The organism is Flavobacterium sp. (assembly GCF_041911335.1).
GTDB lineage: Bacteria > Bacteroidota > Bacteroidia > Flavobacteriales > Flavobacteriaceae > Flavobacterium.
Genome location: NZ_JAYRPD010000041.1, coordinates 15,451 through 28,604 on the forward strand (window position 1 = coordinate 15,451; position 13,154 = coordinate 28,604).

The window sequence follows — 13,154 nt, forward strand, 5'->3', positions numbered from 1 at the left end:
GCTATGAATACTTTTAAAAACATCATTTCCGTATTAGTTTTAACATTGGGAATCCAATATGTAAACGGACAAAATATTAGTATAGATGAAACCTATACAGCTCAAGAATTAGTTAAGGACATTTTAATCAACAGCTCGTGTGCTAATGTATTCAACGTTAGTGTTTCTGGCGGAAATTTTGCCTCTGGTGAAAAAAGTTTTGGTTTTTTTGACGGAACCGGAACTTCTTTTCCATTTCAAAAAGGAATTATACTTTCGACTGGAAAAATAAACAATGCCCCAGGTCCAAATTCTTATTTATCTGATGATGGCGGAAGTATGGGATGGAATGGAGATCCTGATTTGAATCAGGCTTTAGGATTGAGCAACACTTTTAACGCTACTATTTTAGAATTTGATTTTGTTCCTTTGGGGACAAGTATAAGTTTTGATTACATCTTTTCATCGGAACAATACTTATCAAATCCAATGTCAAATCAGTGTAACTATACTGATGGTTTTGCTTTTTTACTTAAAAAAAATGGTGAGCCTAATTATGAAAATTTAGCAGTTGTTCCAGGAACAAGCATTCCTGTTAAAGTAAACACTGTTAGAGGTTCAGGAACCATTTGCCCACCAGCAAATGAAACTTATTTTGATGCATTTAATGGAACAGTTCATCCAACAAATTACAATGGACAAACTAAAGTTTTAACCGCGCAATCGAATGTAATTCCAGGAGAAACTTATCATATAAAATTAGTCATAGCTGATGAAGGGAATTATCGTTTTGATTCGGCTATTTTTCTTGGTGGAGGAAGTTTTAATTTTGGAATTGACTTAGGAGACGACCGCTTGATTGCGACAGGAAATCCACTTTGTCCTGGCGAAACATTAACTGTTGATGCTACACAGACTGGAGCAACTGGTTACCAATGGTTTCTAAACGGGAATCAAATTCCTGGCGCAATAAATGCGACTTATAGTATTACTTCTGAGGGAGATTATACTGTAGAAATTTATTTTGGTACTACCACATGTTCTCCTCCTTCCCAAATACTAAAAATAGAATATGCGGAAACATTAGTTGTAAACGAAGATACATTTACTGAATGTGACGCTGATACTAATCAGGACGGAAAAACAGTTTTTGATTTGAACGCAATCAAAAATCAATTGTTTACTAATTTACCTGCCAACTATGTTGTTTCTTTTTTTGAAACACAAACAAGCACTACAGCTTTACCAACAAGCTATACTAACACAACAGCTTTTAGTCAAACCATATTTGCAAGAGTAACCAATATCCAAGGTTGTTACACTGATTATCCAGTTAATTTAACAATCAATACATTTACTGAAACCATTACAGATGAAACTTTAGGATTATGCGAAAGCAATAGTTTGATTTTGGATGCTGGTTCTGGATTTACTTCTTACAGTTGGAACACAACTCCAGTTCAAACAACACAACAAATAACCGTAACCACAGCCGGAACGTACACAGTAACATTAACTAATGCTACCAATTGTACAAAAGATAAAACATTTACAGTTGACGCTTCTGGTATTGCAACAATTGACAACATCAACATCAATGATTTCCAAGATAACAATACCGCTACAATTGAAGTTTCAAGTACAAGTTTAGGAGATTATGAATATTCATTAGATGGCATAAATTATCAAGATTCTCCAATATTTTACCATTTAGAAGCTGGCGAGTACACTGTATTTGTTCAAGACAAAAAAGGTTGTGGAATTGTTTTTGAAACCTTTTACATCTTAGATTATCCAAAATATTTCACACCTAATAACGATGGTTACAACGATACTTGGTTCATCAAAAACCTTGACAAAAGAAACCTAGAAAACAGTACTATTACTATTTTTGATCGTTATGGAAAATTACTAAAACAACTAACTGGATTAGGCGACGGATGGAACGGAACTTTTAATAGCCAAACACTTCCTGCTACTGATTATTGGTTTGAAATTCAACTTTCTAATGGTAAATCTGTAAAAGGCCATTTTACTTTAAAACGTTAGGCATAATAATTGCAGAATAGGTTACAAAATAATATATTCGCAGTATGATGCAGATACACGAAATTGAAGCTATTAAATTGCTATTAGCTTCTCCGAAAAGAATTACAATTATACCACACAGAAACCCTGATGGCGATGCTATGGGTTCTACTTTAGGATTATACCATACGCTAAAACAGCTTAACCATGAGATTACAGTTATAGCTCCAAATGAATTTCCAGATTTTTTAGCTTGGTTACCAGAAAGCAATAAAGTCATGATATTTGAACGTAGTTTCGACACTTGTAAAGCTATTTTAGAAAAATCGGAATTACTATTTACATTAGATTTTAACGCGCTTCATAGAACAGGAGATCAAATGGAAAATGTTTTAAAAAACCTTTCGGCTCCAAGCATAATGATTGATCATCATCAAGCACCTGATGGTTATGCAACTTATACTTTTTCAGATACCAATTACGGTTCTACTTGCGAAATGGTTTACGATTTTATTCATCAATTAGGTTATGAGAACTTAATCAACAAAACAGTTGCAACATGTTTGTATACTGGGATTGTAACCGATTCAGGAAGTTTTCGTTTTCCAAAAACCACAAGCGCTACTCACAAATGTGTTGCTGATTTAATCGATAAAGGAATTAACAATAGTGAAATTCATAACCTTCTTTTCGATAATTCATCATACAATCGTTTATTATTACTTGGTAAAGCATTACAAAATTTAAAAATGCTTCCGGAATACAAAACCACATACATTACATTAACTCAAGACGAGCTTAATGAATTTGGTCATCAAAAAGGAGACACAGAAGGTATTGTAAATTACGGATTAAGTATAAAAGGCATCGATTTTACTGCCATTTTTATTGAAAACAAAGAAGAAGGAATTATTAAAATTTCTTTCCGATCTCAAGGTGATTTTGATGTTAATCAATTTGCTCGAAATCATTTTAACGGTGGTGGTCATATCAACGCTGCTGGAGGAAAATCTTTTTCAAATTTAGAAGAAACTATACAACAATTTATTGCTATTTTAGCAAAAGAAAAAAAGTAACCAAATGAAAATTAAAAATTTATTCCTTTTTGGAGCGATGATTTTCTTAGCAAGTTGTTCACAACAGCAACAAGCCAGAGAACCTATTTCACATACTTCAGGAACTTTTATAAAAGAATCAATCGAGCGAAATAAAGTTTTAATCGCAGATGAAGAAGATTTAATTGAAGCAATTATTAAAAACGATTCACTCAAATCATACATAGCTTCAAATAAAGGCTATTGGTACAAATACGAAACCAAAGTGGAAGAAGTAACACCGTCTCCAAAAAGAGGTGATATTGCTTTCTTTGACTATGAAATAAAAGATTTAAAAAACAGAATCATTTACACCGCAACCGAAACCAAACCACAAACGTATTATGTAGACAAAGAAAACATAATGATGGGATTACGTGATGGAATTAAATTGATGAAAAAAGGAGAAAAAGTTACTTTCTTATTTCCTTCTCACATGGCGTATGGCTATCATGGTGACGATAAAAAAATTGGCACTAACGAGCCTTTAATTTGTACTGTAAGTTTAAACGACATTAAAGTAGACACTCAAGCTAAAAACTAAAAAAAATGAAAATTACCTCAATTTTACTACTAAGCATTTTTACTCTTTTTACTTCATGCACAAAATCGTATGACAACCTAAAAGAAGGTTTATATGCCGATATCGAAACGGCAAAAGGAAGCATGATTGTTAAATTAGAATTTGAAAAAGTTCCGAATACCGTTGCTAACTTTGTAACATTAGCAGAAGGTAAAAACCCATTTGTTAGTCAAGAATTCAAAGGAAAACCATTTTATGATGGGTTAAAATTCCACAGAGTAATTGCAGATTTCATGATTCAAGGTGGTGATCCAAACGGAGATGGTTCTGGTGGTCCTGGTTATAAATTTAAAGATGAGTTTCATCCTGATTTAAAACATTCAAAAGCCGGAATTTTATCGATGGCAAATGCAGGTCCATCTACAAACGGAAGTCAATTCTTTATCACTCATAAAGAAACACCTTGGTTAGACAATATGCACACCGTATTTGGCGAAGTTGTTGAAGGATTAGAGGTAATTAATACAATTGCAGCTGATGATGTTATTGAAAAAGTTACAATTATTAGAATTGGAAATGCTGCTAAAAAGTTTGATGCTGTAAAGATTTTCAAAAATTACTATTCTTCAGTTGCAAAAGAAATTAAAGAAGCAGAAGAAAAAAACAAACAAATTCTTGAAAGTAAAGCAAAAGAAATAGCAACTTTAAAAGCTACTGGTACAAAAACAGCATCTGGTTTAATTTATCAAGTTATTAAAAAAGGAACTGACAAAAAGCCTTCAAACGGAAATCAAGTTAAAATTCATTATGCTGGTTATTTAGAAAATGGTCAATTATTTGATACTAGCTATGAAGATGTTGCTAGACTTTATGGCAAATTTGATCAAAACAGAGCCAATCAAGATGGGTATTCAGGTTATCCTGTAACCATTGGAAATTTACCTTTTATTCCAGGTTTTAACGAAGGAGTAAATATGATGAACTTTGGTGATAAATTAATGCTTTACATTCCATCTAATTTGGGTTACGGACAACAAGGAGCTGGAGATGTAATTCCACCAAATGCAAATATTATTTTTGAAGTTGAACTTTTAGAAATTAAATAATCAAATTAAAATTATAAAATGAAGAATATAATTAAATCTATCATAGTTGTTCTAAGTTTTGTTACAACAGCTGTAGCACAAAACAAAAAGCAAGAAGGAATCTTTGCTGAAATAAACACTGCAAAAGGAAAAATTGTAGTTGAATTGGAATACAAAAAAACGCCAATTACAGTTGCCAACTTTGTTTCATTAGCTGAAGGCAAAAACCCAAAAGCAGATGCGAAATTCAAAGGAAAACCATATTACAATGGATTAAAATTCCACAGAGTTATTGCTGATTTTATGATTCAAGGTGGATGCCCAGACGGAACTGGAGCCGGTCATCCAGGTTATAAATTTGATGATGAAATTGTGGCAGATTTAAAACACTCTGGCAAAGGAATTTTATCAATGGCTAATGCAGGTCCAGCTACTAACGGAAGTCAATTTTTTATCACTCACAAAGCTACTCCATGGTTAGATGGAAAACATACTGTCTTTGGACATGTAACTAGTGGATTAGACATCGTTGATAAAATTGCACAAGATGATGTAATTACTTCTATAAAGATTATTAGAGTAGGTAAAGAAGCTAAAAAATTCAATGCCGAAAAAACGTTTGCTGATTACTTCGTGAAAAAAGAAGCTGCTGATAAATTAGCCGCAGAAAAACAAAAAGAAGCAAAAGAGAAAACGTTAAAAGAATTTGCAAACGCACCAACAACTCCTAGTGGATTAAAATACATTGTTTTACAAGAAGGTACTGGAAATAAACCAGTAGCCACAAGCAACGTAAAAGTGCATTATACTGGAATGTTCTTGGATGGAAAAGTATTTGATAGTAGTGTTCAAAGAGGACAAACTATCGATTTTGGTTTAAATCAAGTAATTAAAGGTTGGACAGAAGGTGTTCAATTAATGCCAGAAGGTTCAAAATATAAATTTTACATTCCTTCTCAATTAGCTTATGGCGAAAGAGGTGCTGGCGGAGTGATTCCACCAAATGCTGATTTAATTTTTGAGATTGAATTGATTAAAATCAATCAATAACAAATAAAAAAGCCGCTAATATCTAAGTTAGCGGCTTTTTTTTATCGTATTAAAATTTCCAATCGAAATCATCCTCCTTTTCTTTGAAAACAGCTCCTAATTCAATCTTAACAATTTCGTTATAATCTACATGAAAAAATAACCAATTTTCTTCGTTGAAATAACTCACTATTCCTTCTGCAGTATCTGACTCAAAAGATTTTATTTTATTTTTTTCTAAAACAGGATATATTTCGCTCCAATTTTTACCAATTAATGTAGTAGTAAACAACTTAATAATAGGATTAGAAGTCGTCATATAACCCAATCTATAATCTTCCTCTTTGTAAAAAGTCAAACGAAGCTTTCTTGAATTATAAACGAAAATAACATTTTCATCTTCGTCTTTATAGCTTGAATCGGGTTTACCCAAAATTTTAGTCACATCTTGCTCTTTCATTCCAAAAAGCAAATTGTCAATTCCGTATTTTAATTTTATTTCCATTTAATATAATGCTAAAAAATCCCGACTTTCATCGGGATTTAAAAATTATGCTATTTTGAAACGTTTTCTATCGTTTTCATTCAAATAGATTTTACGTAAACGTAACGATTTTGGTGTTACTTCAACATATTCATCTTTTTGAATGTACTCTAAAGCTTCTTCTAATGAGAATTTGATTGCAGGAATAATTCTTGCTTTATCATCATTTCCAGAAGAACGTACGTTTGTTAATTTTTTAGTTTTAGTTACATTCACCACCATATCATCTCCACGTGAATTTTCACCAATTACCTGACCTTCGTAGATATCTTCATTAGGGTCAACGAAGAATTTACCTCTATCTTGTAATTTATCAATAGAATAAGGAATTGCTTTTCCGTTTTCCATAGAAATTAATGAACCACCTAAACGACCAGGAATTTCACCTTTGAATGGTTGGTAATCAATAAAACGGTGCGACATAATAGCTTCACCAGCTGTAGCTGTTAATAATTGATTTCTCAATCCGATAATTCCACGAGATGGGATGTTGAATTTGATAATCATACGCTCTCCTTTAGGCTCCATAGATAACATTTCACCTTTACGGATTGTTACAAATTCTACAGCTCTACCTGAAAGATTCTCTGGTAAATCAACAGTTAATTCTTCAATTGGTTCACATTTAACACCATCGATTTCTTTAATAATAACTTGTGGTTGTCCAATTTGTAACTCATATCCTTCTCTTCTCATGGTTTCAATTAAAACCGATAAGTGAAGTACACCACGACCAAATACTAAGAATTTATCAGCAGAATCTGTCTCGTTAACTCGTAATGCTAAGTTTTTCTCTAATTCTTTATTCAAACGATCTTTAATGTGACGAGAAGTTACAAACTTACCTTCTTTACCAAAGAAAGGAGAATCGTTAATAGTAAATAACATACTCATTGTTGGCTCATCAATAGCAATAGTTTCCAATGCTTCTGGATTTTCGAAATCAGAAACAGTATCACCAATTTCAAAACCTTCTAAACCAACTAATGCACAAATATCACCCGCAACAACTTCTTCTACTTTTTTACGCCCTAAACCTTCAAAAGTATGTAATTCTTTAATTTTTGATTTACTTATTTTTCCATCTCTTTTTACTAAAGAAACGTTCATTCCTTCACGTAAAACACCTCTTTGTAAACGACCAATCGCAATACGACCTGTAAACGAAGAGAAATCTAAAGATGTAATTAACATTTGAGGTGTCCCTTCAGAAACTTTAGGAGCTGGAACATGTTCTAAAACCATATCTAACAATGGCTCAATGTTTTCAGTTTGATTTTTCCAATCGTCAGACATCCAGTTGTTTTTAGCCGAACCATAAACTGTTGGGAAATCTAACTGCTCTTCTGTTGCACCTAACTCAAACATCAAGTCGAAAACTTTTTCGTGAACTTCTTCTGGAGTACAGTTTTCTTTATCTACTTTGTTAATAACAACACAAGGTTTTAAACCTAAGTCAATCGCTTTTTGTAATACGAAACGCGTTTGTGGCATTGGTCCTTCAAAAGCATCTACTAAAAGACAAACACCATCTGCCATATTAAGTACACGCTCTACTTCACCACCAAAATCGGCGTGACCCGGAGTATCGATAATGTTGATTTTTGTTCCTTTGTAAGTTACAGAAACGTTTTTAGAAGTAATAGTAATACCTCTTTCACGCTCTAAGTCATTATTATCTAAGATTAAATCTCCTGTGTTTTCGTTTTCACGAAACAACTGACAGTGGTACATAATTTTATCAACCAAAGTAGTTTTACCGTGGTCAACGTGGGCAATAATTGCGATGTTTCTAATAGAAGTCATTTATAAAATTTTTGAAGGTGCAAAGGTAATGTTTATTTTGATAAAAACACTATAGTAATCAATACTTTAGTAGAAATAACATAATAATAACGTATAAAAAAAGCCCTCAAAATGAGAGCTTTAGTATTTATACCAACAGTAGATTATAAAGAAGCTACTTGTTTAGTTAATTTAGATTTTAAGTTAGAAGCTTTATTATCGTGGATAATATTTTTCTTAGCTAATTTATCAATCATAGAAATTACAGTTGATAATTTTGCAGAAGCCTCAGCTTTGTCAGTAGCTAAACGAATAGCTTTAATAGCATTACGAGTAGTTTTGTGTTGGTATCTATTTAACACTCTTTTTTTCTCGTTACTTCTAATTCTTTTTAAAGCAGATTTATGATTTGCCATTTTGTTCTTTTTTTAATTGTAATAATTGTTATAAACTACTAGTTAAAAAAGAAAAACCTCCCACATTCGCCTTGGCAAACACTTTGGTTTTAACTAATAAAATAATAACCGAGACACCAATTATTATTTTATAAAACTTATTTACAACTAATTTTGTAGCCCGTAGGGGAATCGAACCCCTCTTACCAGGATGAAAACCTGGCGTCCTAACCGATAGACGAACGGGCCATCTCGTACTCTGAGTTCTAAAAGACCTCATTTCTGTAATGCGAGTGCAAAGATAAACACATTTTTTATTCCTGCAATAGCATCAATATTTTTTTTTTCGCTTTTTTTACTATTTTTTTAGTAAGCCTTTGCAAATAAGACCCTTCCAGTTGAAGGCTTTCCTGTTAAAACACAAGTTCCAGCCTCTTCTACTCTATCTAAAGCGATACAACGAATGGTTGCTTTTGTTAATTCTTTGATTTTTTCTTCCGTTTCTGCTGTTCCGTCCCAATGTGCTGCTAAGAAACCACCTTTTGTCTCTAAAACTTCTTTAAACTCTTCAAAAGAATTCACTTCTGTAATATGAGTATCTCTGTAATCCAATGCTTTAGCAAATAAATCATTTTGAATCGTTGCTAATAAATTTTGAATATAAGCTACTACTCCATCTTTAGCAACTACTTCTTTTGATAAATTATCTCTACGAGCAATTTCGTAAGTTCCGTTCTCTAAATCGTTTGGTCCAACCGCAATACGAACTGGAACCCCTTTTAACTCCCATTCCGCAAATTTGAATCCTGGTTTTTGAGTATCTCTATTATCGTATTTAACTGAAATACCTAATTTTCTCAATTCAGCAACCAAACCATTTACTTGCTCTGAAATTGCATCAAACTGTTCGTCTGTTTTATAAATTGGAACAATCACTACTTGAATTGGCGCTAAGTTTGGAGGTAAAACCAAACCTCTATCATCTGAATGCGTCATTACTAAAGCTCCCATCAAACGCGTTGAAACACCCCAAGAAGTTCCCCAAACGTGTTCCTGCTTTCCTTCTTTATTAGCAAATTTCACATCAAAAGCTTTGGCAAAATTTTGACCTAAGAAATGCGAAGTTCCCGCCTGCAATGCTTTCCCATCTTGCATTAAGGCTTCGATACAATACGTTTCATCAGCTCCAGCAAAACGTTCTGTTTCTGTTTTTAAGCCTTTAATAACTGGAATTGCCATGAAATTTTGAACGAAATCCGCATAGACATTCATCATTTTCTCTGATTCTTCAATCGCTTCCTGACGTGTTGCGTGAGCTGTATGTCCTTCTTGCCATAAAAACTCAGCCGTTCTTAAAAACAAACGCGTTCTCATTTCCCAACGAACCACATTGGCCCATTGATTGATTAACAAAGGTAAATCACGGTACGACTGCACCCAACCTTTATAAGTTGACCAAATAATAGCCTCAGAAGTTGGACGAACAATCAATTCTTCCTCTAATTTAGCATTTGGATCTACCATTAATTTTCCTGGTCTTTCTTCGTCGTTTTTTAAACGATAATGCGTCACAATGGCACATTCCTTAGCAAATCCTTCTGCATTTTTCTCTTCTGCTTCAAACATGCTTTTTGGAACAAACAAGGGGAAATAAGCATTACTATGTCCAGTTTCTTTAAACATTCGATCTAATTCAGCTTGCATTTTTTCCCAAATTGCATAGCCATACGGCTTGATTACCATACATCCTCTAACTCCTGAATTTTCAGCTAAATCGGCTTTAACCACTAATTCGTTATACCATTTTGAATAATCTTCTGCTCTTGTTGTTAAGTTTTTGCTCATTGTAAATATTTTGGCACAAAAATTGTTTCTATAAATTTTAACTAATTTGTCTGCAAAAATAGTTAAATTTGAAGTGTGCAACAATAAAAAAAAAGAGTTATGAAAACTTATTATACTTTTTTACCAAATAAGCTTGCTTTTTTCCTTTTAGGATTAACTGCAATGCTATCCATTTCTTGTGGTTCTTATCAAAATGCATCCTATCAAGATGATGGAATATATTCAACTCCTAGTACTCAAAAAACTGTTATTGTCGAAAATAATTCCCAAAGTCCAAATCCATATGCAAATCAATTTAGAGCTATGAAAGACGACTATGTGTATTATTCAGAAGATGGAACAGAAAAAAAAGACAGTGTTGTAACGGTTTATAATTCTGAATATAGCGACAATAATAATGCCGGATGGGGCAATAACGCAACCGAAGTATCTATTAACTACTATGGCGGCTATTACGATTACTATCCATACTGGGGCTGGGGATTCTCCTTTGGATGGAACTCTTGGTATGGAGGCTATTGGGGATGGGGTTACCCATACTACGGTTGGGGATGGGGATATCCCTATTACGGATGGGGTTACCCATATTACGGTTACGGATACCCTTACTGTGGCTACGGATATGGTTATGGTGTTGCCTACAATTCAGGACCAAGAGGAGGTCATGGGTATTACAATAATGGAGGTGGAAGAGATGGCAATTATAATGGAGGAAGATACAATATTGGTGCTACTCCGAGAAATAGTGCAACTCCGAGAACTAATACTGTAAATCCAAGAACCAATAACATCAACCCAAGAACTAATAACATCAATCCGAGAAATACCTTTCAAAACCCAAGAACAAATACGCAATCTAGTAACCCTAGAGGAACAACTTCACAACCTAGATATAACAATAGTAGCTATCCAAGAAGCAATCAATCTGCTCCAAGAGAATATAATGCTCCAAGATCCAACAATTATTCTTCACCTAGAAGTTCTTCAGGAGGCTCGTTTGGAGGTAGCTCTGGCGGAGGTGGAAGATCTGGAGGAGGCGGAGGCGGAAGAGGCGGACGCGGATAATTTCATCTTAACTGATTTGTTATATTAAAGAAAATACTATGAAAAAGATTTTTATACCGTTACTATTATTAGGATGTACCTTCTTAAGTAATGCTCAAGAAACTACAATTAATGATGCATTGCGTTATTCAATCAGCAACTTAAACGGAACGGCAAGATACCGAGGAATGAGCGGTGCTTTTGGTTCTGTAGGAGGTGATTTATCCGCTATAAATGTTAACCCTGCGGGGTCGATAGTTTTTAACAACAATTTTGCCAGTTTTTCAACCAACTTCATCAACTTAAAAAATGACGCAAGTTATTTCGGCAACAATACCTCTGAAAATTATTCTACTTTAGATTTTAATCAAGCGGGAATTGTATTTGTTTTTAAAGACTACTCTGGGAAATCAGATGTAACAAAATTTGCGTTTGCTTTGAATTATGAAAACGCCAATAACTTTAGAAACGACGGCTATGCCGCTGGAATAAACCCAAACAATTCTATAGATAAATTCTTTTTAGATAAAGCTCAAGGTTTACCAATTGAGTATGTTCTTCTGCAACCTGGAGAAACTATAGATGAATTATACACCTATTTAGGACAAACACCTGGATTAGGTTTTCCAGCTCAGCAAGCTATGATGGCTTATCAAGCTTATCTAATTGAAGCTGATTCTCCGAACACCTATTATTCTAATGTTCCTGCTGGAGATTTTTATCAAGACAACTATTTTACTACTAGAGGATACAATGGTAAATTAACTACTAACTTTGCACTTTCTGTTAAAGACAGATTTCATTTTGGAATTAATTTAAATGCTCATTTTACTGATTTTGTAAAAACAACTTCTGTCTATGAAGCAAACAATAATCCTATATTCTCATCAGGTTATACTGCAACCGACATTTTATTTGAAAATGAAGTATACACTTTTGGTTCTGGTTTTTCCTTAAACTTAGGGGCAATTGCTAAGGTAACCAATGAATTCAGAGTTGGTTTAGCTTATGAATCTCCAACATGGTATCATTTAAACGATGAATTAGTTCAACGTTTAGCTGTAAGTACAACAGACGGAACAAATGATTATCGCGAAGTTATTGCTCCAAATGTGGTTAACCTATATCAAAGCTATAAAATACAAACACCTAGTATTTGGACATTTAGTGGTTCTTATATTTTTGGAAAAAAAGGTTTAATCAGTATTGATTATATGAGAAAAGATTTTTGCAATACTAAATTTAAACCCACAAATAATTCATTCTACAATGAATTAAACCAACAAATGAAAACAGAACTTAAAAATGCATTTGAATTGCGTGTAGGTGGTGAATTCAGAATTAAAGAAATTAGTTTTAGAGGTGGCTACCGCTTTGAGGAAAGTCCGTATAAATCCAATTATTCTATTGGTGATTTGAATGGTTTTTCTGCTGGTATGGGATATAATTTCCCTGCAAGTCGTTTAGATTTAGCTTATTCACACGACCAAAGAACTACAAATGAAGCTTTTGTCACTTCTGGTATGAACGATGCTGCTAGAATCCAAACAAAAAGTAACAATGTAACTTTAACATATTCGATAAACTTTTAGTTGACTCAATGTAATAATCAAAACCACTTCTTTCAACCGAAGTGGTTTTTTTATACCCAAACCACAACTCCTAGGTACTATCTTTAATTGCAAATTTATGTTGTTATTTTTTTTAACTTTGTTACACCGAGAGGAAGCTTCTTGCGATTATTCACTGGATGTTTACCTTGTGTAGCCTCAACTTGTTTGGGGCTATTTTTTTCTATTTTGT

At 33.4% G+C, this 13,154-nt stretch carries 11 protein-coding genes and 1 tRNA gene; 7 read left to right on the forward strand and 5 right to left on the reverse strand.

The genetic code is table 11. The features are described from left to right. Nucleotides 1-3 precede the first annotated feature (3 nt). Genes ACE3PD_RS06805 through ACE3PD_RS06825 form a run of 5 tightly spaced genes read left to right on the forward strand, consistent with a single transcriptional unit; the run spans nt 4 to nt 5,759 of the window. On the forward strand, nt 4-2,028 hold the full coding sequence (locus tag ACE3PD_RS06805) for a choice-of-anchor L domain-containing protein (RefSeq protein ID WP_374400836.1): 2,025 nt from the start codon (nt 4-6) through the stop codon (nt 2,026-2,028). 44 nt (nt 2,029-2,072) lie between these two features. Next, nucleotides 2,073-3,083, forward strand: a complete 1,011-nt coding sequence (locus ACE3PD_RS06810; protein WP_374400838.1) for a bifunctional oligoribonuclease/PAP phosphatase NrnA — start codon at nt 2,073-2,075, stop codon at nt 3,081-3,083. A gap of 4 nt (nt 3,084-3,087) precedes the next feature. Further along, nucleotides 3,088-3,645 (forward strand): gliding motility-associated peptidyl-prolyl isomerase GldI, encoded by a 558-nt coding sequence (gene gldI / locus ACE3PD_RS06815; protein ID WP_374400840.1) that lies wholly within the window; start codon nt 3,088-3,090, stop codon nt 3,643-3,645. A gap of 5 nt (nt 3,646-3,650) precedes the next feature. Continuing rightward, nucleotides 3,651-4,730: a peptidylprolyl isomerase gene (locus ACE3PD_RS06820; protein ID WP_374400842.1), complete on the forward strand. Its 1,080-nt coding sequence runs from the start codon at nt 3,651-3,653 to the stop codon at nt 4,728-4,730. Between the two features lie 18 nt (nt 4,731-4,748). Beyond that, nucleotides 4,749-5,759, forward strand: coding sequence for a peptidylprolyl isomerase (locus ACE3PD_RS06825; RefSeq protein WP_374400844.1), 1,011 nt, complete (start codon nt 4,749-4,751; stop codon nt 5,757-5,759). Between the two features lie 49 nt (nt 5,760-5,808). On the opposite strand, the gene ACE3PD_RS06830 is transcribed toward ACE3PD_RS06825, so the two are convergent. From ACE3PD_RS06830 to proS, 5 genes are all read right to left on the reverse strand, one after another. Then, nucleotides 5,809-6,243, reverse strand: coding sequence for a hypothetical protein (locus ACE3PD_RS06830; RefSeq protein WP_374400846.1), 435 nt, complete (start codon nt 6,241-6,243; stop codon nt 5,809-5,811). A gap of 45 nt (nt 6,244-6,288) precedes the next feature. After that, nucleotides 6,289-8,088 carry a translational GTPase TypA gene (gene typA / locus ACE3PD_RS06835; protein WP_374400848.1) on the reverse strand — a complete coding sequence of 600 codons (1,800 nt, stop codon included), beginning with the start codon at nt 8,086-8,088 and terminating at the stop codon, nt 6,289-6,291. Nucleotides 8,089-8,231: 143 nt separating this feature from the next. Beyond that, a complete protein-coding gene (gene rpsT, locus ACE3PD_RS06840) occupies nt 8,232-8,483 on the reverse strand; it encodes a 30S ribosomal protein S20 (protein WP_374400850.1) in 252 nt (83 codons plus the stop codon). A 156-nt stretch (nt 8,484-8,639) separates the two neighbouring features. Beyond that, nucleotides 8,640-8,711: transfer RNA gene (locus ACE3PD_RS06845), tRNA-Glu, on the reverse strand. Between the two features lie 117 nt (nt 8,712-8,828). Then, entirely contained in the window at nt 8,829-10,307 is a 1,479-nt protein-coding gene (gene proS, locus ACE3PD_RS06850) for a proline--tRNA ligase (RefSeq protein ID WP_374400852.1), read from the reverse strand. Nucleotides 10,308-10,406: 99 nt separating this feature from the next. Between proS and ACE3PD_RS06855 the strand changes: the two genes are divergently transcribed. Then, nucleotides 10,407-11,372: a hypothetical protein gene (locus tag ACE3PD_RS06855; RefSeq protein WP_374400854.1), complete on the forward strand. Its 966-nt coding sequence runs from the start codon at nt 10,407-10,409 to the stop codon at nt 11,370-11,372. A 38-nt stretch (nt 11,373-11,410) separates the two neighbouring features. Beyond that, nucleotides 11,411-12,943 carry an OmpP1/FadL family transporter gene (locus ACE3PD_RS06860; protein ID WP_374400856.1) on the forward strand — a complete coding sequence of 511 codons (1,533 nt, stop codon included), beginning with the start codon at nt 11,411-11,413 and terminating at the stop codon, nt 12,941-12,943. Nucleotides 12,944-13,154 lie beyond the last annotated feature (211 nt).

What these genes read in the sequence shown, in the direction of transcription:
- ACE3PD_RS06805 (WP_374400836.1), top strand. Translation starts at nt 4, where the DNA reads ATGAATACTTTTAAAAACATCATTTCCGTATTAGTTTTAACATTGGGA.
- ACE3PD_RS06810 (WP_374400838.1), top strand. Translation starts at nt 2,073, where the DNA reads ATGATGCAGATACACGAAATTGAAGCTATTAAATTGCTATTAGCTTCT.
- gldI (WP_374400840.1), top strand. Translation starts at nt 3,088, where the DNA reads ATGAAAATTAAAAATTTATTCCTTTTTGGAGCGATGATTTTCTTAGCA.
- ACE3PD_RS06820 (WP_374400842.1), top strand. Translation starts at nt 3,651, where the DNA reads ATGAAAATTACCTCAATTTTACTACTAAGCATTTTTACTCTTTTTACT.
- ACE3PD_RS06825 (WP_374400844.1), top strand. Translation starts at nt 4,749, where the DNA reads ATGAAGAATATAATTAAATCTATCATAGTTGTTCTAAGTTTTGTTACA.
- ACE3PD_RS06830 (WP_374400846.1), bottom strand. Translation starts at nt 6,243, where the DNA reads ATGGAAATAAAATTAAAATACGGAATTGACAATTTGCTTTTTGGAATG.
- typA (WP_374400848.1), bottom strand. Translation starts at nt 8,088, where the DNA reads ATGACTTCTATTAGAAACATCGCAATTATTGCCCACGTTGACCACGGT.
- rpsT (WP_374400850.1), bottom strand. Translation starts at nt 8,483, where the DNA reads ATGGCAAATCATAAATCTGCTTTAAAAAGAATTAGAAGTAACGAGAAA.
- proS (WP_374400852.1), bottom strand. Translation starts at nt 10,307, where the DNA reads ATGAGCAAAAACTTAACAACAAGAGCAGAAGATTATTCAAAATGGTAT.
- ACE3PD_RS06855 (WP_374400854.1), top strand. Translation starts at nt 10,407, where the DNA reads ATGAAAACTTATTATACTTTTTTACCAAATAAGCTTGCTTTTTTCCTT.
- ACE3PD_RS06860 (WP_374400856.1), top strand. Translation starts at nt 11,411, where the DNA reads ATGAAAAAGATTTTTATACCGTTACTATTATTAGGATGTACCTTCTTA.